Origin of the sequence: Paracoccus haematequi (assembly GCF_900631945.1) — a bacterium.
GTDB lineage: Bacteria > Pseudomonadota > Alphaproteobacteria > Rhodobacterales > Rhodobacteraceae > Paracoccus > Paracoccus haematequi_A.
The window spans coordinates 1-21,219 of record NZ_UZWE01000066.1 but is presented as its reverse complement, the minus strand read 5'-3'; the positions used below and the strand labels follow the sequence as shown (position 1 = coordinate 21,219).

At 65.2% G+C, this 21,219-nt stretch carries 22 protein-coding genes, 1 pseudogene and 1 other annotated feature; of the genes and pseudogenes, 4 read left to right on the top strand and 19 right to left on the bottom strand.

What is annotated here, in order from left to right; translation table 11 throughout:
- Both PARHAE_RS22020 and PARHAE_RS19140 read left to right on the top strand, forming a co-directional pair.
- Window positions 1-106, top strand: a pseudogene (locus tag PARHAE_RS22020) (YcbK family protein); the annotation flags it as partial.
- Window positions 103-360: a hypothetical protein gene (locus PARHAE_RS19140; protein ID WP_085378461.1), complete on the top strand. Its 258-nt coding sequence runs from the start codon at window positions 103-105 to the stop codon at window positions 358-360. The pseudogene PARHAE_RS22020 and the gene PARHAE_RS19140, both read left to right, overlap by 4 nt.
- Before the next feature lie 211 nt (window positions 361-571).
- On the opposite strand, the gene PARHAE_RS19130 is transcribed toward PARHAE_RS19140, so the two are convergent.
- The 14 genes from PARHAE_RS19130 to PARHAE_RS19065 all read right to left on the bottom strand — a co-directional run bounded on the left by PARHAE_RS19130 (window position 572) and on the right by PARHAE_RS19065 (window position 14,849).
- Window positions 572-1,639, bottom strand: coding sequence for an ArsO family NAD(P)H-dependent flavin-containing monooxygenase (locus tag PARHAE_RS19130; RefSeq protein WP_085378463.1), 1,068 nt, complete (start codon window positions 1,637-1,639; stop codon window positions 572-574).
- A complete protein-coding gene (gene arsH / locus PARHAE_RS19125; protein WP_085378464.1) occupies window positions 1,636-2,391 on the bottom strand; it encodes an arsenical resistance protein ArsH in 756 nt (251 codons plus the stop codon). Before arsH ends, PARHAE_RS19130 begins: the two co-directional genes overlap by 4 nt.
- Window positions 2,392-2,498: 107 nt before the next feature.
- The gene (arsB, locus tag PARHAE_RS19120; protein WP_085378465.1) at window positions 2,499-3,575 is read right to left on the bottom strand and encodes an ACR3 family arsenite efflux transporter; all 1,077 of its coding nucleotides are present in this window, start codon (window positions 3,573-3,575) and stop codon (window positions 2,499-2,501) included.
- A gap of 22 nt (window positions 3,576-3,597) precedes the next feature.
- Window positions 3,598-4,032: an arsenate reductase (glutaredoxin) gene (gene arsC / locus PARHAE_RS19115; RefSeq protein ID WP_085378466.1), complete on the bottom strand. Its 435-nt coding sequence runs from the start codon at window positions 4,030-4,032 to the stop codon at window positions 3,598-3,600.
- Window positions 4,029-4,391 (bottom strand): ArsR/SmtB family transcription factor, encoded by a 363-nt coding sequence (locus PARHAE_RS19110; RefSeq protein WP_085378467.1) that lies wholly within the window; start codon window positions 4,389-4,391, stop codon window positions 4,029-4,031. Before PARHAE_RS19110 ends, arsC begins: the two co-directional genes overlap by 4 nt.
- Before the next feature lie 104 nt (window positions 4,392-4,495).
- Window positions 4,496-4,675 (bottom strand): hypothetical protein, encoded by a 180-nt coding sequence (locus PARHAE_RS19105; RefSeq protein ID WP_085378468.1) that lies wholly within the window; start codon window positions 4,673-4,675, stop codon window positions 4,496-4,498.
- 79 nt (window positions 4,676-4,754) lie between these two features.
- Window positions 4,755-5,606, bottom strand: a complete 852-nt coding sequence (locus tag PARHAE_RS19100) for a universal stress protein (RefSeq protein ID WP_085378469.1) — start codon at window positions 5,604-5,606, stop codon at window positions 4,755-4,757.
- Window positions 5,607-5,616: 10 nt separating this feature from the next.
- Entirely contained in the window at window positions 5,617-7,107 is a 1,491-nt protein-coding gene (locus tag PARHAE_RS19095; RefSeq protein ID WP_126156118.1) for a SulP family inorganic anion transporter, read from the bottom strand.
- A gap of 56 nt (window positions 7,108-7,163) precedes the next feature.
- Window positions 7,164-7,219, bottom strand: a sequence feature (sul1 is cis-regulatory element that is thought to sense ions involved in sulfur or methionine metabolism; They are found in Alphaproteobacteria).
- 431 nt (window positions 7,220-7,650) lie between these two features.
- A complete protein-coding gene (gene copM, locus PARHAE_RS19090) occupies window positions 7,651-9,204 on the bottom strand; it encodes a CopM family metallochaperone (RefSeq protein WP_241232893.1) in 1,554 nt (517 codons plus the stop codon).
- 133 nt (window positions 9,205-9,337) lie between these two features.
- A complete protein-coding gene (locus PARHAE_RS19085; RefSeq protein WP_126156116.1) occupies window positions 9,338-9,748 on the bottom strand; it encodes a hypothetical protein in 411 nt (136 codons plus the stop codon).
- A gap of 163 nt (window positions 9,749-9,911) precedes the next feature.
- Window positions 9,912-10,397 (bottom strand): DUF411 domain-containing protein, encoded by a 486-nt coding sequence (locus tag PARHAE_RS19080; RefSeq protein ID WP_085378472.1) that lies wholly within the window; start codon window positions 10,395-10,397, stop codon window positions 9,912-9,914.
- A 100-nt stretch (window positions 10,398-10,497) separates the two neighbouring features.
- Complete coding sequence (locus PARHAE_RS19075; protein ID WP_085378473.1) at window positions 10,498-12,882, bottom strand: heavy metal translocating P-type ATPase; 2,385 nt, start codon at window positions 12,880-12,882, stop codon at window positions 10,498-10,500.
- Window positions 12,883-12,911: 29 nt separating this feature from the next.
- A complete protein-coding gene (locus tag PARHAE_RS19070; RefSeq protein WP_126156115.1) occupies window positions 12,912-14,393 on the bottom strand; it encodes a multicopper oxidase family protein in 1,482 nt (493 codons plus the stop codon).
- A gap of 75 nt (window positions 14,394-14,468) precedes the next feature.
- Window positions 14,469-14,849, bottom strand: coding sequence for a hypothetical protein (locus PARHAE_RS19065; protein WP_241232892.1), 381 nt, complete (start codon window positions 14,847-14,849; stop codon window positions 14,469-14,471).
- A gap of 94 nt (window positions 14,850-14,943) precedes the next feature.
- On the opposite strand from PARHAE_RS19065, the gene PARHAE_RS19060 reads away from it, so the two are divergent.
- Window positions 14,944-15,402 carry a c-type cytochrome gene (locus PARHAE_RS19060; RefSeq protein ID WP_114350931.1) on the top strand — a complete coding sequence of 153 codons (459 nt, stop codon included), beginning with the start codon at window positions 14,944-14,946 and terminating at the stop codon, window positions 15,400-15,402.
- A gap of 206 nt (window positions 15,403-15,608) precedes the next feature.
- A complete protein-coding gene (locus PARHAE_RS19055; protein ID WP_101753489.1) occupies window positions 15,609-16,886 on the top strand; it encodes an ATP-grasp domain-containing protein in 1,278 nt (425 codons plus the stop codon).
- Between the two features lie 153 nt (window positions 16,887-17,039).
- Here PARHAE_RS19055 and PARHAE_RS19050 read toward each other — a convergent pair whose 3' ends face one another.
- The 5 genes from PARHAE_RS19050 to PARHAE_RS19030 form a co-directional block, all read right to left on the bottom strand.
- Window positions 17,040-17,387, bottom strand: a complete 348-nt coding sequence (locus PARHAE_RS19050; protein WP_338142936.1) for a YqaA family protein — start codon at window positions 17,385-17,387, stop codon at window positions 17,040-17,042.
- A 96-nt stretch (window positions 17,388-17,483) separates the two neighbouring features.
- A complete protein-coding gene (locus tag PARHAE_RS19045) occupies window positions 17,484-18,797 on the bottom strand; it encodes an MFS transporter (RefSeq protein WP_126156113.1) in 1,314 nt (437 codons plus the stop codon).
- Window positions 18,798-18,805: 8 nt separating this feature from the next.
- Complete coding sequence (locus tag PARHAE_RS19040; protein ID WP_085378480.1) at window positions 18,806-19,063, bottom strand: metal-sensing transcriptional repressor; 258 nt, start codon at window positions 19,061-19,063, stop codon at window positions 18,806-18,808.
- A gap of 133 nt (window positions 19,064-19,196) precedes the next feature.
- Entirely contained in the window at window positions 19,197-20,441 is a 1,245-nt protein-coding gene (locus PARHAE_RS19035) for a recombinase family protein (RefSeq protein ID WP_206437029.1), read from the bottom strand.
- Window positions 20,442-20,523: 82 nt separating this feature from the next.
- Window positions 20,524-21,120, bottom strand: a complete 597-nt coding sequence (locus tag PARHAE_RS19030) for a DUF2285 domain-containing protein (RefSeq protein ID WP_126156111.1) — start codon at window positions 21,118-21,120, stop codon at window positions 20,524-20,526.
- Window positions 21,121-21,219: the final 99 nt, after the last annotated feature.

The following is a 21,219-nucleotide window of genomic DNA, read 5'->3' as shown; positions in this document are numbered from 1 at the left end:
GTCTTATCTCGACACGCTGCGCTGGGTGTTCATCGCCGTGGCGCTCGTTGGCATCGCGGTCACGATCTACGCGCGGCTCGATGACTGGAAGCGGGGGCGTCGATGATCGCCACGCTCCTGACCAGGTTCGCCGCCAGCCCGTGGATGCGGGCGACGCTACGCTACGGCGCCACCGCGCTCGCGGTGCTGCTGTTCCTGCTCGCACTCCGGCGTTCCGGCGAGCGCACTGGCCGCCTCTCCGAACGCTATGAGACCACGGAGAAGATCAATGATGCCCAACGCCGGATGCTGGAGGCCGCGGCTCGCCGTCCTCGCAATCGCGACGAGCTTGCTGAGCGGCTGCGCGACGGTCGGTTCTGAACAAAGGATCATGGCACTTTGTCCGCCGGTCGTGGAGTATAGTCAGGAGTTACAGACGCGGGCGGCAGACGAACTCGCGCTCCTGCCGGAGCGTTCTGCGGTCGCCGAAATGCTGAGCGACTACGCCGTCATGCGGGAGCAGGCGCGGGGATGTGGCGGGCAGTAGGTTCATCCCGCAGCCCCGTACGACACCCCGCCAGCACGAGCGCGGTCAGGACGCCAGGCTTGCGTCGGCAAGAGAATCCCTGATGCGGGGAGCCAGCTCTCGCGCCGTGCGCCCTGCGCCGATCAGCGTTGCGGAGGCGGCGCCCGTCCAGTTCCCGTATCCCGCGAGCCACAGCCTTGGTTCCTTGACAGCGCGTTGGTCGACCACCTCGATACGCCCGTCAGCTTCGACCACGCCGAGGGGCAGAAGGTGCTCGGTTGCAGGACGGAAACCCGTGCACCACAGGACAGCGTCGATCTGCGTCTCGGTCCCGTCTCGCCAGGCCACGCCCGTCGCAGTGAAACGCTCGAAGGGACGGACGGAGGTGAGCACGCCCCGATCTCTCGCCTCCTTCACAGGCGGGACCATGACGATGTCGCCCAGCGTGGTGGTTGCGGCCTGATCGAAGTCTCCGCGCACCCGCGCGCTGGCCCGCTCGAAGAGAACCCGGCCGTCGACGTCGTCAGGCAGAAAGACCGGCTCCTTGAGCGTGACCCAGATGGTCTCGGCGACCTCGCTCACTTCGGCGAGAATCTGCGCCCCGGAATTGCCGCCGCCGACGATCAGCACCCGTTTGCCGGCGAACGGCTGCGGGTTTCGGTAGTGCGCCGAATGGAGATGAATGCCTCCGAAGAGCTCCCTGTCCGCGTAGTCCGGAAAATAGGGCGCGCCCCATGTCCCGGTGGCGCTGACGACCGCGCGTGCTGTGAGGCCACGCTGATCCTTCAGGCGGAGACGCAGCCGTTGGCCGTCGCGCTCCACGGCTTCCACTTCGCACGGCCGTTCGATCGGGAATTCATAACGGCGTTCGTAGCGCGTCAGATAATCAATCACCTCGTCGCGGGTCGGAAAGCCCTTAGTCTGGCTCGGCGGCATGGGCCAGCCGGGCAGCGAGCTGTAGCCCGCTGGCGAAAACAGGCGCAGCGAGTCCCATGTATGACGCCAGGCGCCACCGGGCCGCTCCTCCGCGTCCAGCACCACGAAATCGAGACCGGCGCGGCGAAGGTAGTAGGCGACCGCAAGGCCGGCCTGTCCGCCCCCGATCACCACGACATCATGGTCGACGCCTCTCATGCCGAGCGCTTCTGCGACGCGGTGGCAATCGAAGAGAGGTCCACCGCCGGATCCACGGCGTTTCCTGCGGCCTTCCTTTCGGAGTAGCGGTCGACGAGGCGTGCCGCATGGCGGCGGGTGAGAATGGTGAAGCGGACCAGCTCCTCCATCACGTCAACGATGCGGTCGTAGTAGTTCGAGGGCTTCATCCGCCCGGCCTCGTCGAACTCATCATACGCCTTGGCGACGCTCGACTGGTTGGGGATCGTGATCATCCGCATCCAGCGGCCCAGGAGCCGCAGCGAGTTGACCGCGTTGAAGCTCTGGGAGCCGCCGGATACCTGCATCACCGCGAGCGTGCGCCCCTGTGTCGGGCGCATCCCACCCATGTTGAGCGGCAGGTTGTCGATCTGCGCCTTCATCAGGCCGGTGATCTGGCCGTGGCGCTCGGGGCTGCACCAGACCATGCCTTCGGACCACACAGCATGCTGGCGCAGCTCGTGGATCGCCGGGTGATCGTCGCCCGCGATCTGGTCAGGGAACGGCATGTCCGAGGGATCGAAGATGCGGACCTCGGCGCCAAAGAGGCGCAGCAACCTCGCCGCCTCCTCGGTCGCCAGCCGGGAATAGGAGCGTGGCCGCAGCGAGCCATAGAGCAGCAGGATCCGCGGTTTGTGTTCCTCGGGTCCAAGTCCGATCGCCGGGCGCCTCTGGACAAAGCGCGTGTCCAGGGCTGGCAGGTGGTCGGGATCGGGAAGTGGACGCAAACGCATTGTAAATCCTTCTGCTCGCGGAGCTCGGGGTCAAACGGGATGGCGCAGGAGGTCGCGCGGGCCTCGGGCGGCGGAGCAATCGAGTGAAATCGGCGCTGGTCGAAACATCAGTTCTGCTCCCTTGTTCTGAGTGCCCCGATGGCGGTTTCCTCAGCCGGGAACCAGTGCGTGGTCCGGTTGGCGAACCAGACCAGCGACAGCATCACGGGCACTTCGACCAGCACGCCAACCACTGTGACAAGGGCGGCGATGGAGTTCAGGCCGAACAGGCCGATGGCCACCGCGACGGCCAGCTCGAAGAAGTTCGACGTGCCGATCATCGCGCAGGGAGCGGCGACGTTATGCGGGACACGCCAGGCTTTCGCCGCCCAGTATGACAGCGCGAAGATCCCGTAGGACTGGATCAGGAGCGGGATCGCAATCATCACGATGACCAATGGCTGGCTCAGGATCACCGCGCCCTGAAAGCCGAACAGCAGCACGACTGTCGCGAGCAGGCCCACAACCGAGAATGGCTTCACCTTGGCTGTAAACGCGCCAACGGTGGCTTCGGCAGCGGCCGGATTGGCGGCGCCGCGCGTCATCAGCATCCGCGTCACGATACCCGCGACGAGCGGGATCACAATGTACAGGCCGACAGACAGGATCAGCGTTGCCCAAGGCACGGTGATGTCGGTGACACCCAGCAGCAAGGCCACGATCGGCGCATACGCAAACACCATGATCGCGTCGTTCAGTGACACCTGCGCCAGAGTATAGTTCGGATCCCCCCTGGTCATTTGCGACCAGACGAACACCATCGCCGTGCACGGTGCCGCGCCCAGCAGGATCAGACCCGCGATGTACTGGCCCGATGTGCCAGGCTCGATGAACGGCGCAAAGATCCAGTCGAAGAACAGGACGCCGAGTGCTGCCATGGTGAAGGGTTTGATCAGCCAGTTTACGGCCAGCGTGATGATCAGACCCTTGGGCCGTTCATGGACCCGCGCCAGCGCCCGAAAATCCACCGCCACCATCATCGGATAGACCATCGCCCAGATCAGCACGGCGACGACGAAGTTGACCGAGCCGTATTCCAGCGCGGCAAGGAAGTTCATCAGCCCCGGCGCGATCTGGCCAAGCGCCAGACCGGCGATGATGGCCAATGCGACCCAGAGCGAAAGATAACGTTCAAATGCAGACATGGGCGATGGCGTCCTTGTGGCTTCAGGCGAGTCTGTTGCCCGCGCTATCGGCGATCCTCTCGCCGTCCTCCTTGGTGAAGGCCCCCGTCTGGGACGGCAGGAGGTCGAGCACGGTTTCGGAGGGACGGCAGAGTTTGACGCCCTTCAGCGTGATCACGATGGGCCGGTTGATCAGGATCGGGTGAGCCTCGATCGCATCGAGCAGTTGCTCCTCGGTCAGACCGGGGAGGTGGAGACCGAGTTCGCCGTAGGGCGTACCCTTCTCGCGCAGGATGTCCCGAACCGACACGCCCATCCGCTCGACGAGCCGTTGCAGCAGCGTGCGCGAGGGCGGAGTCTTGAGGTACTCTATGACGTGAGGCTCGATCCCGGAGTTGCGGATCATGGCCAGCGTGTTGCGCGACGTGCCGCAGTCGGGATTGTGATAGATGATGACGTCGGTGTCGTTCGCGCTCATACGCTGCTGCCCTCCTTGATCCCGGTGTTGTTGAACGGATCGCAGGCAACGGCTCCACCCGCGCAGTCGCTGGCATCGCCGCCGCAGCAGTTCTCCGTGAGATAGGCCATCAGCCCGTTCATCGCCGCAAAGTTGGCCGTGTAGATCAAGGATCGCCCCTCACGGCGGAACGTTACCAGGCCGGCATGCTTCAGCTGGCTCAGGTGAAACGAGAGGGTGGCCGAGGGCAGGCCGAGCTTCTCGCCGATTTGCCCGACCGCGCGTCCTTCGCTGCCCGCCTGCACCAGCAGCCGAAAGATGTCGAGACGGGTCTCCTGCGCGAGCGCGGCCAAGGCCGCGATGGTGCCTTCTCTTTCCATATCTCCAGAATAGTGGAAATGTCCCTGGTGTCAATGCCAGGATGGCCTGCCGATCTGCTCCAGCGGTGGCTGTGAAAATGCGCTGGAACTGCATCTGGCACCATTCACCTCCTCCGCGGCCGGATTCGCCGGCGCCAATGCCATTCGGCCGATCGGCGACCGAGACCGTCCTGGCTCTCGACGTCGATGATCGAGACGCTGCTATCGACGATGTTCGTCGCGAACCTGAAATTTCCTTCGGCCGATAGCGACGCGGTCTGGGTGCCGCCGGTCGTGATCGTCATCAGAGCACGTCTCCTTGCCGTCCCCCAGTCCGTCTCGCGAGATGACGCCGTGGCGGTGGCTCGGGTGAAGGCGCTGCCATCATCGTACCAGCAGCACCGGCACCTGCGCCTTCTGCAGCATCGCCGTAGTGGTGGAACCAACCATCAGGCTGCGGATGCGGGAATGACCATAGGCCCCCATGACGAGGACGTCGGCGCCGCTGTCCTTCAGATGCGCCAGGATAGCCTCCTCGGGCGTGCCGTGCAGAAGCCGCGTCGTGGCGGGGATGCCGGCCCGTGCCAGCACGACCTGCGCTTCATCGAGCGCCGTTCGGGCATCCGCGCTGTCGCCCACACGGACGATCTCGATCTTGAGGCCGCGATAGGCGGGCAGCTGCGCCACGCGTTCCAGCGCCCGCCGCGCCGATGGACTGCCGTCATAGGCCAGGATCGCGCGACGCAGGTGTTCGCGCGTCTGTCGGGGCGCCATCAACACCGGAAGCTTCGACGCCCGCACGATGCGTTCGAAGTTCGATCCCAGATGCCCCGGCGCGCGGTCGGCGCTTTCTCCGCGCTTGCCGACGACAATCAGGCCCGACCCGGCCTCCTGCGCGGCCAGGCTCTCCAGCAGGTCGCCCTGCCGCAACTGTGCCGTCACGCGCGTCACCCCGGCGGCTTTCAGAATCTCGGTGGCGTCGTCCAGAACCGCGCGGCCCTGCGCCAGTGCGAGCTTTGCACGTTGTTCGTCCAGCGCCGACAGTTCGCCCAGCAGGGCTGAGCGCGCGCCCAGCCCGATCTCACCCGACAGGTCGGACTTCGGCGGCCCCTTGGGCGGCAGCACATGCAGCAGGTGCACGGGCGCGTCGTTGCGCGTCGCGGCCCAGGCAGCGAGGTCCAGAACCGGGCGCAAGAAGTCCGACCCGTCGATCAGGGCGATGATGGTGTTGGTCATGTCATCTTCCTCAATGCGCCATGAGCTTGCCGAGGGCGCCCGGCTTGTCGTGGACCGCCAGCCGGTCGACGATGGTCTCGGTCGCCTTGTTCATGCCGGCGATCTCCACTTCAGCCCCGTCGCGGCGGAACTTCAGCACCGCCATGTCCAGCGCCTGGACCGACGAAATGTCCCAGATGTGCGCGCGGCTGACGTCGATGGTGACGCGCTCGACCGCTTCGCGAAAGTCGAGGGCGGTCATGAAATCCTCGACCGAGCCATAGAAAAGCTGGCCTTCAACGACATAGGTGCGGTGTCGGCCATCCTCGCTGAGCGTCGAGGTGACACGGAACAGCTGCGCGATCTTTGCCGCGAAGAAGATGCCCGACAGCAGCACGCCCACCAGCACCCCGATCGCCAGGTTGTGCGTGTAAACCACAGTGACGACCGTCGCGATCATGACGACGGACGACGACAGCGGATGCGTGCGCAGGTTGCTAATCGACGACCAGGAGAAGGTGCCGATCGACACCATGACCATGATCGCGACCAGCGCCGCCATCGGGATGATGGCGACCAGGTCGCCCAGCACCACGACCATGAACAGCAGGATTACCCCGGCGGCAAAGCTGGACAGCCGGCCGCGTCCACCCGACTTGATGTTGATGATCGACTGCCCGATCATCGCACAGCCCACCATTCCGCCGATGAAGCCGGTGACGGTGTTGGCCACGCCTTGGCCAATGCATTCCTGGTTGCGGTCGCTGGCGGTGTCGGTCAGTTCATCCACGATGTTCTGGGTCATCAGGCTTTCCAGCAGCCCGACAATTGCCACCGCGACCGAGTAGGGCAGGATGATCGCCAGCGTCTCGAAGGTCACGGGCACGTCGGGGATCAGGAACATCGGCAGCGTGTCAGGCAGCGCGCCCATGTCGCCGACCGTCCTTACGTCCCAGCCCATTGTCCAGGCCAGCGCGGTCAGGACCACGATGGTGACCAGCGGTGACGGGATCGCGCGGGTGAGCGTCGGGAACAGATATATGATCGCGAGCCCGGCTGCGACCAGCGCCCAGGTCAGCGGGCCGGCCCGCGTTGGGTCGAGCTCGGGCAGCTGTGCCATGAAGATCAGGATTGCGAGCGCGTTGACGAAGCCGGTCATCACCGACTTCGAGACGAATCGCATGAAACGGCCCAGCTTCAGCAGTCCCGCGCCGATCTGGATCAGCCCCGCCAGCACCGTCGCAGCTAACAGGTATTCCAGCCCGTGGTCCTTCACGAGGGTGATCATCAGCACCGCAGTCGCAGCGGTCGCGGCCGAGATCATCCCAGGCCGCCCGCCGACGATGGCGGTGATCACGGCGATGGAGAAGCTGGCGTAGAGGCCGATCTTGGGGTCCACGCCCGCGATGATGGAAAATGCGATCGCTTCGGGGATCAGCGCCAGGGCGACGACGAGGCCCGAAAGGATGTCGGCTCGGATGTTGCCAAGCCATTCGTCGCGATAATTAGGGAAGAAAGTCATGAACCGTCCTGTGGCGGCACCCGGATCGGTGCCGTCTTGTGTGTCTGGTGAAAACAGGTTGTCCGGCGGATCGGCGGCCGGAAGAGCCACCCGGAATTGCACCGGGTCCAAGCGGGTTTGTTGCCGTCTAGACCAGCGCGCCGCCGCTGCCAAGACTCGGCCGGCGGGCAGCGAGCCAACCCGAGGCAGAGTGGCAACCTGCTGATCGGACATCCCCGCAATGCCGATAGGCTTGCTGCGTACGCCGTCACGCGGGATCGCAGGCCGCAAAAAAAGCGCTCAGCCGGGTCCGCGGCGCATGATATCGCTGATGGATCAGCGCCCCTCTCGTCTCCTCCAGGCAAGTCGGAAGGACGTCTGGAAGAAGTTAACAAACGGGCGCATCGGCCGTTAGAGGTTTGCGGGCGCCCCCGCCGCCGGAAGGCCGTCGGAGGCAAGCAAGCTCGCGAACGTCATGCCCGCGTCATCGAGCCTTACGGTCATCGTCGATCGTGAAAACGGTGGTCGAAAGCTGGCGCCGGAGTGAACCCCGGCGCCAGAGACTCAGCGGGCCGCGCCGCCGTAGACGATGCCGTTCGGGCGATCACCGACTGGTAGGGTCTTGACGACGTCCTGGCTCCCCACGTCGATGATCGACACGGTATCGTCGGCTATGTTGGTCACGAACACGAATGCCCCGTCGGTCGATACCGAGACTCCATGGGCGCCGCCGCCGGTGGTGAGGGTCTTCACGACCTGACCGGTCGCGGTGTCGATCACGGAAACGGTGTTGTTAGGCTCCGCGTCGGTGCCCTGGTTGGCCACGTAGACGTAGGCCCCATCCGGTGTCGCGACCATCTGGATCGGGTTCGGCCCGACGTCGATCCTGTTCGTCACCTCGCGGGAGGCGGTGTCGATGACGGCCACACGGTTCTCGTCCCGGAGAGAGACGTAGACCTGATCGCCAGACGGCGTGAACCCGACCTGAACGGGCGCTGCGCCCACCGGAATGCGCGCAACTTCCGTCAGATCCTGCGTGTCGATGACGGAAACCGAGCCATCCTCGACATTAGCCACATAGAGTTGGCTCTCATCGGGACTGAGGCGAAGGCCGTGCGGATAATCCCCCGTCGCGATGCGCCCGATGACCTCGGCCTTTGCGAGGTCGACCACAGCGATCTCGTTGCCGCCGGCCAGCGAGACAAAAGCGCGCCCCTGCCGGTCAGCGACCACATGGGCCGGGTGCGAGCCTACCGTCACGGTCGCCGTGGGCGCCGAGAGGTCCCGCGGATCGAGAATGACCAGCAGACCCTCGGCCGCGCCCTCCGCGCCGTGCCCATGGCCGTCCGAGCCGTGATCCCCCTCGGCGGCAGGATCTCCGACCGCCAGCAGCAGCTTGCCATCCGGCGTCAGATCGACGTTGTGAGGCGCGACCGGGATCGTAACCGTGACGAACGCCCCCGTGCCGAGATCGAAGGCGCTGATGGAATTGCCGCCCTCGTTGGCGGAGTAGACCGTTCCGCCGGTCTGAGCAAAGGGCGACGGCGCGTCGCCGGCCTTCGCCTCCAGCCATGCCTGCATCTCGGCGATCTCGGCTTCCTGCGCCGCGATGATCTGGTCCGCCCATGCCCTGGTCTGCGGGTCGTCCCCGTATTGCTGGACGATCCGGGCCATGTCGATCGCGCCCTGATGATGGGGGATCATGCCCCGGACGAAGGCGACATCCGGATCATCCGCCATGACGCCGTCCATCATCGGCCCGTGCATTTCATTCATCGATTCGACGTAGGCCCGGGTGAACTCCGGAAGGCTTTCGTGGGCCGGGGCGGCACCCTCGTTCGGCGCGCCCATCATCCCCTGCATCATTCCGCCCTGCATCATCTGGTGCATCGCGCTCATGCATTCCGGGGCCATCGCCTGCATCATGGCTTGGCACTGCTCTGGCATCATCCCTTGCATGCCAGCCATCTGGCCTGAGGGAGGCGTCGGCACGGGAGCCTGCTGCACTTGCGCGGGCGGGGTTCCCGGGTGGTGGGCGTCATGCCCGGCCTGAGCGAGGGCAGCGCCAGGCAGGCCTGCCAGGACGCCGAGGGAAAGGGCGATTGCGGTTCGGTTCATTGATTTCATCCTTTCGATCCAGAGCGCTGACCCGGGGTTTCGGGTCGCGGTTCTCCGTTCTGTTCGCTGGTCTTTCGGGTTTGCACAGGAGCGGCCGGAGACAACATTCGTTCTCGCGGCGATCCCCTGCGCATCACGCAGCGATAGGACGTGGTGGTCTCAGGATGCCTTCGGGGAATCGGTCGTGCGGGTCAGGGCGCACAACCGTGAAAGCCTCACCGCTCGTCGGCGGGCCGAACTCCGGCGGCGCGACGGGAACTGCGGCGGTCAGACAGGTCTGACAGCAATCCGCAAGGTTTGGGCTACTGTCCGTGTTCACGCAGCCTGCCGATTGATTGGCGCCATGGTCGTCCGACACGTGATGCTGGGTGCAGTGGCTTGCCTGGGCAGCGGCCTGTTGCTGGTGGATGGCGTGTCCGGTCGGGCTCGCATGGACTGGGACCTGCAGAACCAGTGCGCCGATGGCAAGCAGCAGGATGCAGATCGCAAACCGGCGCAGTCGGCCGCAACTCGCCCGAAATTTGACCCCCGCCCGTTCGGTCATGCGCCACCTTCCTTGCCGGCGGCACGCCGGCCCTGCGCGATGTCGCGTTCACGTCGCGCGCCACCCGACGTGGGGCGCCAGCCCCGCGGACGGAGGCAGGCCGCCACAGCGAGGTGCTGTTTGAGATCATCCGCGAGCCTGGCGTTCATGTCGGCGGCGCCTTTCAGATTTCCCGCGAACCGAGGAAGCGCCCGAAGCTCCGGGTGGTCGGGCCGAACAGGAACGCTTCATACGGCTCGGGATCGACGCCCGGGAAATCCATGCCGGGCGAGCCGGCAGGCATGCCGGGAACGGCCAGCCCCGTCGCGTCAGGCCGCTCGACCAGCAGGCGGCGGATCGCCGCGGCAGGCACATGACCCTCGATCACATAGCCGTCCACCTCGGCGGTGTGGCACGATGCCAGTTCGGCCGGCACGCCGAGGCGCTGCTTGAAGCTGTCCATGTCGGTGGATTCCACAACCCGCACCGGGAACCCCGCGGCCTCGATATGCGCGACCCAGCCATCGCAGCAGCCGCAGGACGGATCCTTGGTAACGCTCACCAGCGGCAGCGTTTCGGCATGTCCCCAGCCGGCCGTGGACATCAGCAGGGGCAGCGCGCCGGCAGCGGCCAGAATGGCGCGCCGGCTGATGTTGCTGTCGTTTCTCATAGTCACACCTTTTTTCATGGATGTATTGTCTCGCCGTCACGGTCCGCATCCGGCTCACAAGGGAGTGATGGGCAAACCGAGGGCCGTGGCACCGGCATCGTCATAGCTTCACCCTCCGCAGCCGAGCGGCATTGGTGATGACGCTGACCGATGAGAGCGCCATGGCGGCGGCCGCAATGATCGGAGACAGCAGGATGCCGAAGAACGGATAGAGGACCCCGGCTGCGACCGGCACGCCGAGCGCGTTGTAGATGAAGGCGAAGAACAGGTTCTGGCGGATATTGCCCATGACCGCCTGCGACAGCCGCCGCGCCCGCACGATGCCGGTCAGATCGCCCTTCAGCAGCGTGACACCCGCGCTCTCCATCGCCACATCGGTGCCGGTGCCCATGGCGATGCCAACGTCCGCAGCGGCCAGCGCCGGTGCATCGTTGACGCCGTCGCCTGCCATTGCCACCACCTCGCCCGCCGCCTTGTGCCGCTGCACGACCGCGCTTTTCTGATCGGGCAGAACCTCGGCCTCGACCTCGTCGATGCCGAGATGGCGCGCGACGGCCTTCGCTGTGGTCCAGTTGTCGCCGGTCAGCATGACCACGCGGATGCCCTGCGCCTTCAGCGCGGCCAGCGCCTCCGGCGTCGAGGGCTTGACCGGATCGGCGATAGCGAAGATCGCGGCGACGCGGCCATCCACCCCCATGAAGATCGCGGTCGCCCCGTCCTCGCGCAGCCGGTCGGCTTCATCGGCGAGCGGAGCGACATCGACGCCTTGCTCGGCGAGGAACTTCGCATTGCCAAGCGGAATGCGCTTGCCTTCGACCACCCCGAGCGCGCCCTTCCCGGTCGGCGAGTCGAAATCCGCAACCGGCGCCGTCGCGATCCCGCGCTCCTCGGCGGCGCGGACGATGGCCAGCGCCAGCGGATGCTCGCTGGCCCGCTCCACACTGGCGGCAAGCCGCAGCGCCTCGTCCTCGCTGAAGCCAGCAGCCGGAACGATGGCGGTCACAGCGGGCCGGCCCTCGGTCAGAGTGCCGGTCTTGTCGACGATGATGGTGTTGACCTTCTCCATATTCTCCAGCGCCTCGGCGTTCTTGATCAGCACGCCCGCCTGCGCGCCACGGCCGACGCCGACCATGATCGACATCGGCGTCGCCAACCCCAACGCGCAGGGACAGGCGATGATCAGCACCGACACGGCAGCGATCAGACCGAAGGAGAAACGCGGCTCCGGGCCCCAGATCGACCAGGCGATGAAGGCAAGGATCGCGATCACGATCACCGCCGGCACGAACCAGCCCGACACTTGGTCGGCGAGGCGCTGGATCGGCGCGCGGCTCCGCTGCGCCTCGGCGACAAGCTGGACGATCTGCGACAACATGGTGTCGCGGCCAACTTTCCGCGCCTCGATCACCAGCGCGCCGGACTGGTTCATGGTGCCGCCGATGGCCGATGCACCGGCCTCCTTGGTCACAGGCATCGATTCACCCGTCACCATCGATTCATCGACGGCGCTGCGGCCTTCCAGCACTTCGCCATCGACCGGCACCTTCTCGCCGGGACGCACCCGCAGGCGGTCGCCGACATGCACGCTGTCGAGCGGAACCTCCTCCTCCATGCCATCGTCGCGAATGATCCGGGCGGTCTTGGGGGCGAGGTCGAGCAGCGCGCGGATGGCGCCGCTGGTGCTCTCTCGCGCCCGCAGTTCCAACACCTGCCCGAGCAGCACCAGCACGGTGATGACCGCCGCCGCCTCGAAATAGACCGCGACGGAACCGTCATGCTGGCGAAACGCATCGGGAAAGATACCGGGCGCAACTGTGGCGACGACGCTGTAGATCCAGGCGGTCCCGGTGCCCATGGCGATCAGGGTGAACATGTTGAGGCTGCGGTTGACCAGCGACTGCCAGCCGCGCTGAAAGAATGGCCAGCCGGCCCAGAGAACGACCGGCGTTGCGAGGATCAGTTGCAGCCAGTTCGAGGTCAGCTGGCCGACATAATGGCTCAAGCCAAGAAAATGGCCGCCCATTTCGAGGACGACCACTGGTATCGTCAGCGCCAGTCCGATCCAGAACCGACGTGTCATGTCGATCAGTTCCTCGTTGGGTCCGGCCTCGAGACTGACCAGCACCGGCTCCAGCGCCATGCCGCAGATTGGGCAGGAGCCGGGGCCGACCTGCCGGATCTCCGGGTGCATCGGGCAGGTATAGATCGTCCCCTCGGGCACCGGCTCTGCCGTGGCCGCCGCGGTCGCCGGATCGAGGTAACGTTCCGGCTCTGCCAGGAACTTGGCCCGGCAGCCGGCGGAGCAGAAGTAATACGGCCGGCCGGCATGCTCGGCCTTGTGCTCGGTCGTGTGCGGGTCGACCATCATGCCGCAGACAGGGTCCTTGACCTTGTGCGTGTCGTCCCGCGCGACGGCGGCGTGGTCATGCGCGTGATCGTGCACATGGCCGTGGTTGTGGTGATGGTGATCTGTCTTGCTGGCCATTTCTCACGCCTCCTTGGCGGTTTGCCCGATCATGCGTTGACTGCGAATTCGGTCATCATGCCGGTCTCGAGATGCGGCATGTGGTGGCAATGCAGCATCCAGCGTGCGGCCTCGCCCGCGTCCAGCGCGATATCGACCATCGACATCGGCGGCAAATAGACCGTGTCCCGCAGCGCGCCGCGGACCGCACGTCCGTTCAGCCCGACGACCTGGAACACATGCCCGTGCAGATGCATCGGGTGGCCCATCATCGACATGTTGTGGAAGGACAGCACGACCCGCTCGCCGCTGCGCGCGGCAAGCGGGCGATGCTGGCCCCAGACGGCCCCGTTGATGGTCCAGACATAGGGCTGCATCGATCCGCCTAGCATCACCATATGGCGGCGGTCCACCGGGCGATCCGGCAGGGCATCGGCGGAGATCAGGCGCGATTCCTGGGCAAGGTCGGTTTCGAAGGCAGGCGCTTCGGCCTCCGCCATGGTGTCGATGCGTCGGACGTCGGCGCCCTGCGTGGCAAGGATCAGCCCGGTGCGCTCGCGCGCGCCTTCCCGCAGCGCGAGGATCGGCCAGGCGCCGCCCGCGTTCGGCAGGTCGATTTCGAGATCGAGCCGCTGGCCCATGGCCAAGCCGAAGCGCGTGCCGGAAATCGGCTGAACGGCATGGCCGTCCACCGCGACGAGCCGGGCCTGCGCTTCGCCAGTCTCGATCCAGAACACCGTCGCCGCGGCGGCGTTGATCACCCGCAGGAGGATGCGCCCGCCGCGCTCGACCTGCACCACCTCGGGGTCCGACAGCGTGCGGTCGTTGGCCAGATAGGCGTCCCAGTCGTAGTCGTTAAGGTCCATCGCCATGCCGTCCATGGCGCCGTGATCCATGCCGCCCATCGGCGTGTTCCCCATCGCGCCTTGACCCATGGCCGCCATGCCGCCCACGCCCGCGCCGTGGCCGCCCCCGTGACCGTCGGCGGTCCCATGGCCGCCGAGGATCTCGGCCATCACCTCCTCGGCCGCCTTGAACGAGAAATCGTGAAGGAACAGCACCACCTCCTGGCGGTCGGCGGCGACATCCTCGGCGCTGCGCACGATCAGCGGCGCTGCCAGAAGGCGCATCTCGTGGATCGGCACATGCGCGTGCATCCAGTAGGTGCCGGGAAGCGGCGCGAAGTCGTAAGCGCGTGTCTCGCCAGGGGCGAGCATCGGCAAAGGCATTTCGGGCACGCCATCCTGCGCGTTAGGCGGGATCTGGCCATGCCAGTGGATCAGCGTGCCAACATCGAGATCGTTGCGCAGATTCACCCGGAACCGCGCGCCGGGATCAAGTGTCAGACCCTGTCCGGCCGGCCCGGCAAGACCCCAGACGGTGGCGGCGCGACCGTCGATGTCGAGCGTCCGGGTGGCGGCACGCAGCGACAGCGGGGCGGCGCCCTGCGCCGCCGCGATGCGCGGTAGGTGCGCATAGACCAGCATGGCGGCGCCAGCGGCAAGGAAGCCGCGTCGTGAAAGGGTATTCATGGTCGTCTCCTCGGGACAGCCTGTCCCGTTCATCAAAACCGACAGGACGCCGCGGGCCTCGTGGCCCGGACGCGATCAGAGGAGACGGAGCTTGGGAGGTCGTTCGTTCAGTCCAGGTGCCCGACTGGCGACGGTTTCAGCAGTTGGCAGGGCATGGCTGGCAGGCGCGTAAACGCTGGGCGAGTCTTCCCTCGGAAATGTCAGAAAGACCGAAAGACCTGAACAAAGCAACTCACAGCTTCCAGCATCCATCGATCCGCAGTGCTGTTCGCCGTCACAGGAACGGTCGCTGCCGGTCGCAACCTGCGTCATCTCGCTGACATGCGCCGCGTGATCCGGCCCTGCGCTCAGGCGCGCCGCATGCGCAGACGTCGCCGTCGTCATGAAGGCGATCACGAGCACGGCCAGCATGGTGACGAGGCGCGAGAACATCCCGGAAAGATAGGCGCTGGTCACGGGAATGTCCATTGCCCCAAGCGTCGCGCCTCTGGCAGAACTTCATCCTCGGCATATAGCCAATAGAAATTCCTCGCCACCAATCATGCAACTCATGAGTAAAGAACTCCGTAACATCTTGTGGCTCGGATTGCTCCTCGGCGGCCTGATCCTGGCGATCCTCGCTGGATGGCATCAGGCCCGGACAACCTCCACCGCCGCGGCATCTGCAGAAGTCGAGCAGGGGCGGCAGGTCTATGCGGACCAATGCGCCTCCTGCCACGGTGCGGACCTGGAGGGGCAGCCGGACTGGAAGACACCCCTTCCGTCCGGGCGTCTCCCGGCGCCACCGCACGATGCCGGCGGCCACACGTGGCACCATCCCGATGACATCCTGTTCCGCATCGTCAGGGAAGGCACGGCCGCCATCGTCGGGGGCGGCTATGAGAGCGACATGCCGGGGTTTGCCGATCTTCTCAGCGACGCCGAGATCCGGGCTGTCCTCGCCTATATCAAGAGCACCTGGCCAGAGCGCGAGCGGACCTACCAGGAGAATGTGTCGCAACCACACTGATGGCACCTTCGGGATGGAGCTGCCCCTGCGACCGGCAGTGCAATTTCCCGAGGCCCACCGGTCACAGTTGAGGCCGCCGAACAGAAGCGGCATGTTTGGATCGACCTGATGGCGAAACCTTTGGGAGGGATGTTCGTGGGATTATTCATGGCTTACTTGGCATTTGAAGCGCGCTCGATCTTGGCGCCGCCTCGGGTTTTCCCTCGATGAACAATCCCGGCTCCAGTTCATCGAAGCGGGTTCAGGACCGCACGGACCGACTCAACAAGAACTGCTTCTGCGTTACACTGGACCTTCCATCGCTGCGCGAAGCGATGGAGCGCGAGGCCGGTGAGCCGGCATTCTTCGAGACGTTCATCCGCCCCAAGGCCCATCTGTTCTCGCACGTACCGGTGTTCCTTTCGGCCACCACCGTGGATGAGATGCGCGCCATCGCAGCGGCTGTGGAGACCACCGCCCAACTCGCGGCATACAAAGCCGCGGTCCTTTCCTGGGCGCCGGAAATCGCGCGGGCGGATCACGGTCCGATCGGGGCATTGATGGGCTACGACTTTCATCTTGGCGAAGACGGCCCCCGGCTGATCGAGATCAATACCAACGCCGGCGGGGCATTTCTCAATGCCTTTCTTGCAAGGGCGCAGCGCGCGTGTTGTGCCGAAATGGACATCCCCCCGACGCTGCTATCCTTTGAGGACGCGGCGTTCCGCATGTTCCAGAACGAATGGATTCGGCAGCGTGGAACGGGCGCGCCAGAACGCATCGCCATCGTCGACGACAATCCGCCGGAACAGTATCTTTATCCCGAATTCGTGCTCGCGCGGCGGGTTTTCGCGGCACGAGGGGTAGACGCGGTCATCGCCGATGCCAGCCAACTTCGCTACGACGATGGTCGGCTCAGCGTCGATGGAAAGACAATCGATCTCGTTTACAACCGGGTCACCGATTTCTCCTTCGATCAGCCCGAGCACAAGGCATTGCAGGAAGCCTACCGGGACGGCGCGGTGGTTGTGACGCCGAATCCGCACAACCACGCGCTCCTTGCCGACAAGCGCAATCTTTCGCTTCTTTCAAAACCCGCGACGCTGGAGGCCTGGGGCGTGGAGCCGAGACTTCGCGCCCTGCTTGATGCCGTTCCACGCACCGTCCTGGTCAATCCCGATAACGCTGACGCACTTTGGAAATCCCGCAGGGACCTGTTCTTCAAGCCGACCGGCGGGCATGGCGGCAAGGCGGTCTATCGTGGCGACAAGCTGACGAAAGGAGCTTGGGCGGAGATCGCGGAGGGCGGATACGTAGCCCAGACGCTGGTCCGCCCCAGCGAACGCATGATCAAGATCGACGAGACACCCCAGAGGCGCAAGATGGACGTGCGACTGTACACCTATGATGGGCAGGTGCTTCTGGTGGCCGCGCGCCTTTATCAAGGTCAGACCACGAACTTCAGGACGCCAGGTGGCGGGTTCGCGCCGGTGTTCGTGATCTGAAGCGAGAACCGGCGAGGTGAACTCGGCGTTTCGGGATGGACAAGGGCAGCGAGCGCCGATCACCCGAACGGAGACAGCATTTCGGGCCTTCTCCGGATTGAAGGTCAGAAGCCGCAGCTCGCACTGCGAGTCGAGGCACACCCAGAGCCATAGTCAGCCGAACCCCAGGGTCGCTGCTGCCAGAATAAGGTAGCGGCCGATCTTCGCGATGCTGACGAGGAGCAGGAATACCAGGAAGGTCTCGCGCAGCACGCCCGCTACGACAGTAAGCGGGTCGCCGATAATCGGCGCCCAGGCCAGCAGCAGCGACCATCTGCCGTAGCGGCGATACCAGCCTTCCGCCCGTGCCAGCGCGGCGGGGCTCGCCGGAAACCAGCGGCGGCCGCGGAACAGTTCGATCCCTCGCCCGAGAAACCAGTTGACCACAGAACCCAGGACGTTCCCGACGCTCGCCACAGCCAGCACCAGCCATGGCGCGTAGTCGGTCAGCAAAAGGCCCACGACCAGTGCCTCGGACTGGGCAGGGAGCAGAGTCGCAGCGGTGAAGGCAGCCAGAAACAGGCCGCCATAAACGGCAAGATCGCCTATGATAATCGGTCAGGCGCACCGGGACGGCCATTGCCGATGCAGGTCGTCGATCACCACGGCGTGGCTGTGGCCGCTCTCTCCATGTTCCCACAGATGCGGATGTCCTTCGGGCAGATCGGGGTGTTCATGCGGCAGAACCTCCGGCTCTGCCGCAGGCCAGAGCTTCAGCGCGCTCGCAACCCCGAGGGCGGCGAGGCCAGCCATGATGAGAAAGGTCGCATCCAGACCGAATGCGGCCCCGAACCGCCCGGCCAGCGGATAGGTGAGAAGCCAGCAGGCATGGCTGAGCGCGAACTGGGCGGCAAAGATCGCCGGCCGGTCCTCCGGCTGGGCGGACCGGCGCAGCAGTCGACCCGTCGGCGTTTGTGTCAGGCTGTAGCCAAAGCCGATCACGAGCCACAGCGCCATCAGCGCAGGCAGCGATCCGACCAGCGGGCCGAAGGCCGTTCCGCAAACGAGGATCAGGGCACCTGCAATCATCGGCGGTCGGTCCGGCATTCGGTCGAGCAGCCGCGGCAGGAGCAGCGCCGCGACCATCGAGCCGCCGCCAAACGCCGCGAGCGCCAGCGCCACCTGCTCTTCGCCGAGGCCAAGCCGCGCCTGAACCAGCACGACCGTGTTGACGATCACCATGGCCCCTGCCGCGGCCACCGCAAGGTTCAGCGCAAGCAGCCCCCGCAGGCGCGGCGTGGCGAGATAGATGCGGATGCCGCGGGTGGTCCGGTCCCAGATACCGCGCGGCTGCGTCGGCCGGGGTGACGGCAGAGTGACGGTCATTACGAGTGCGGCCGATGCCAGAAAGCCGATGACGGTGCCGCCGAACAAGACCGGAAAGCTCACCACCGTCAGCAGCGCGGCCGCGAGCATCGGCGAGAGCAGGTTCTCCAGATCATAGGCCAGCCGCGAGAGCGACAGCGCCCGCGTGTACTCGGCCTCGTCGGGCAGAACGTCCGGGATCGTCGCCTGGAAGGTCGGGGTGAAGCCGGCCGATGCCGCCTGCAGCAGGAAGATCAGCACATAGATGTGCCAGACCTCGGACACGAAAGGCAGCGCCAGCGCGACCGTCGCGCGGATCAGGTCGAGCGCCACCAGCATCGCCCGTCGCGGCACCCGGTCGGCAAAGGCCGAGGCAATCGGCGCAAGCGTCACATAGGCGACCATCTTGATCGCAAGCGCGGTGCCGAGCACCACCCCCGCATCGGCCCCCGCGAGATCCCAGGCCAGAAGCCCGAGGGCGACCGTGGCCAAGCCGGTGCCGATCAGCGCAATGACCTGCGCAGCGAACAGATGACGGTAAGTGCGGTTGGCAAGGACGGCGAGCATGGTGCCTCTCAGAGAAGTTTGGCCAGCGCGCGCAATTCGACGAGATCGCTCTCGCCGCCGTGCCCCAGGCAATGGTCGATGTGGTCGTGAATCAGCATCCGCTTGGCGGCTGTGACAGCGCTTTCGACCGCCTTGATCTGGCCCGCGATCTCGGCGCAGGGCTTCTCCGCCTCCAGCATGGCGATGATGGATCTGAGGTGTCCCTCCGCCCGTTTGAGGCGGTTGATGATATGGGGGTGCGAACTGTGCTGGGCTGACTCGGACATGGTGCGCTCTTATCCCCCCAGGGGGGATATGCGCAAGGTCTGCGCTAATCGCGTCATGTTGAAGCGCAAACTGAAGATTGCCGAGATTTAAACATAATGAATTTCAATGACTTAAGGTAGAGAAGGTTAGACGTCAGGCCCATCCCCTCCGCCATTTCAGTCCGCCTCTGGGCACGCCAATCACCGCCGATTGCCGCCCTTGACCGGCAATAAGCGTCTTTAACAGCTCCGTTTTAGACCCCATGATGCGAATTACGTCGTCTGCGACCTCGACGCGCTGCGCCAGGGCGCGCAGGTGATCCCGCCGATAGCCGCCCTCGTGGTTATGAATCCGCTCCCGTGCTCGGCGTGCAAACCCTTCGATCATCGCAGGACTGAGGGCGCTGTGGCCGGGGCTTTCGAGCAGGGCTTGCGCCCGGTCGGCGTCAACTCTGGCCTGATCACGGAGAACCTTGAGACCGGCGATGCGCTCCTTGAGCGCCGGGTCGTCCAGATCAGCCACGCCCGCCTCGATGGCGTCATAGAGTCGCTTGAGGCGCGATTCCGATTCGGTCGCCTGTCGCTGCAAAGAGGCAATATGTTCACGGCGGCGCTCGGCTTGATCCTCGCGGCGGCCGAGGATGCTGCCAAGCAGCTTCTCCAGACGATCAGGATCGAGCAAGCGGTCCTCGATATGGCTGACCACCATATTGTCGAGCTTGTCCATGGGGATCGCGCGGCCCTTGCAGCCGGTCTCGCCCTGCCGCGCCTTGATCGAGCAGGCATAGTAGCGGTAGCGGCCGCTCTTGCCGGTGCGGATGGTCATGGCCCCGCCGCAGTTGCCGCAATAGCAGATGCCGGTCAGCAGGGTCGGCCCAATCACCACGCGGGCAGGCAATTTGGTCTTGGGGTTGCGGGCCTGCAAAAGCGACTGAACGGCGTCGAAAGTCTCCCGCTCGATGATAGCGGGCACCGGGACGATGACGATCTCGCCGGGCGCGCGCGGGTCGTTATGCTTGCTGCGCTTCCCCCATTCATGTTCACCGATATAGGTGCGGCGGGTCAGGACACGGTGGACTTGGCCGATGCCCCACCGCCCGCCGTCTCGGGTGAAGATGCCCTTGGCGTTGAGATGCTTAACGATCGCCTTGACGCCCATCTGACCGCTGTCGCCCTCCCCCTCCAAAGCGAGCCGGTAGATCAGCCGGATCGTGTCGGCGTGCAGCGGGTCGATTTCCAGCTTCTTCTTGGTCTTGGCCCCCCGCTGTTCGGCGGCGGCGATCCGGTAGCCGATCGGCGGCAGCGCGCCGTTCCAGAAGCCCTGCCGGGCATTCTCCTTCAGGGCGCACGTGACGTGCTTGCCGTTCTCCTTCGACTGGTATTCGTCGAACAATGACATGATCCGCCGCATCATGTCGATCGGGTCGTCCCCCAGCTCCTGCCAGATGGCACTTCCAGCATAAATCCATCACCATCCCGGTTTAAGAAAGGCGATAAAAGTGCCGCCCATCTGCTTTGATGGGATAGTGCAGCAGCAGCCGATAGCCGCCGCTCATCATCTTAATGCCGTGAGCGACGAGGCGGCGGGCCTTGTTCTTGCGTGGATCGACTTCCCAATCCTGCTTGGTGCCCCTGAATCCAAGTAGCTCTGCGGCGATGGTACGATAGCTCTCGCCATGCATCCGTGCGTCCAAGGCGCGTAGCGACAGGATGTGCCATTGGCGTAATTGGGCGGGCATGACCCGAAAGTCAGGCCCCGGCCGGCGGCCTTCAATAGAGCGCCAGAACCGCTGGGCAGCATGGGATCGTAGTTCGTAGAAAGCATCCAACGGCAAAAAAGTGCCGTAGAAAGCCGCCGCGTCAAGACCAGCTTGGGGCAGCCACAATTGATGCGCGATGCCGTCGGCCCTCCAAATGCCGTGCCAGCCATCGACCGTGTGGCGCAGGTCGATGCCGTCGAGATGAGCGAGCTTGATGGTCGGACCGCTCGCGTCGATTATACGCGCGATGGGCAACAGCATGAAGGCGTTCCCATTAAGGCGTGGCGACCAGAGTGGAGCTTGCAGATCAGCCGCCATGGGAGTGTCCTGAACTTTGTGTATCTGACCGGCTCCATGCGGTTTCAGATACTCAAGCGTCGAAGCGCTCGCCGAACATTATGGCGAACTGGTTGCGGG

What these genes read in the sequence shown, in the direction of transcription:
- PARHAE_RS19140 (WP_085378461.1), top strand. Translation starts at nt 103, where the DNA reads ATGATCGCCACGCTCCTGACCAGGTTCGCCGCCAGCCCGTGGATGCGG.
- PARHAE_RS19040 (WP_085378480.1), bottom strand. Translation starts at nt 19,063, where the DNA reads ATGTCCGAGTCAGCCCAGCACAGTTCGCACCCCCATATCATCAACCGC.
- PARHAE_RS19130 (WP_085378463.1), bottom strand. Translation starts at nt 1,639, where the DNA reads ATGAGAGGCGTCGACCATGATGTCGTGGTGATCGGGGGCGGACAGGCC.
- PARHAE_RS19045 (WP_126156113.1), bottom strand. Translation starts at nt 18,797, where the DNA reads ATGCTCGCCGTCCTTGCCAACCGCACTTACCGTCATCTGTTCGCTGCG.
- PARHAE_RS19085 (WP_126156116.1), bottom strand. Translation starts at nt 9,748, where the DNA reads ATGACCGAACGGGCGGGGGTCAAATTTCGGGCGAGTTGCGGCCGACTG.
- PARHAE_RS19060 (WP_114350931.1), top strand. Translation starts at nt 14,944, where the DNA reads ATGAGTAAAGAACTCCGTAACATCTTGTGGCTCGGATTGCTCCTCGGC.
- copM (WP_241232893.1), bottom strand. Translation starts at nt 9,204, where the DNA reads ATGAACCGAACCGCAATCGCCCTTTCCCTCGGCGTCCTGGCAGGCCTG.
- PARHAE_RS19070 (WP_126156115.1), bottom strand. Translation starts at nt 14,393, where the DNA reads ATGAATACCCTTTCACGACGCGGCTTCCTTGCCGCTGGCGCCGCCATG.
- PARHAE_RS19075 (WP_085378473.1), bottom strand. Translation starts at nt 12,882, where the DNA reads ATGGCCAGCAAGACAGATCACCATCACCACAACCACGGCCATGTGCAC.
- arsH (WP_085378464.1), bottom strand. Translation starts at nt 2,391, where the DNA reads ATGCGTTTGCGTCCACTTCCCGATCCCGACCACCTGCCAGCCCTGGAC.
- PARHAE_RS19035 (WP_206437029.1), bottom strand. Translation starts at nt 20,441, where the DNA reads ATGTCATTGTTCGACGAATACCAGTCGAAGGAGAACGGCAAGCACGTC.
- arsB (WP_085378465.1), bottom strand. Translation starts at nt 3,575, where the DNA reads ATGTCTGCATTTGAACGTTATCTTTCGCTCTGGGTCGCATTGGCCATC.
- arsC (WP_085378466.1), bottom strand. Translation starts at nt 4,032, where the DNA reads ATGAGCGCGAACGACACCGACGTCATCATCTATCACAATCCCGACTGC.
- PARHAE_RS19100 (WP_085378469.1), bottom strand. Translation starts at nt 5,606, where the DNA reads ATGACCAACACCATCATCGCCCTGATCGACGGGTCGGACTTCTTGCGC.
- PARHAE_RS19110 (WP_085378467.1), bottom strand. Translation starts at nt 4,391, where the DNA reads ATGGAAAGAGAAGGCACCATCGCGGCCTTGGCCGCGCTCGCGCAGGAG.
- PARHAE_RS19030 (WP_126156111.1), bottom strand. Translation starts at nt 21,120, where the DNA reads ATGGCGGCTGATCTGCAAGCTCCACTCTGGTCGCCACGCCTTAATGGG.
- PARHAE_RS19080 (WP_085378472.1), bottom strand. Translation starts at nt 10,397, where the DNA reads ATGAGAAACGACAGCAACATCAGCCGGCGCGCCATTCTGGCCGCTGCC.
- PARHAE_RS19055 (WP_101753489.1), top strand. Translation starts at nt 15,609, where the DNA reads ATGAACAATCCCGGCTCCAGTTCATCGAAGCGGGTTCAGGACCGCACG.
- PARHAE_RS19105 (WP_085378468.1), bottom strand. Translation starts at nt 4,675, where the DNA reads ATGACGATCACGACCGGCGGCACCCAGACCGCGTCGCTATCGGCCGAA.
- PARHAE_RS19095 (WP_126156118.1), bottom strand. Translation starts at nt 7,107, where the DNA reads ATGACTTTCTTCCCTAATTATCGCGACGAATGGCTTGGCAACATCCGA.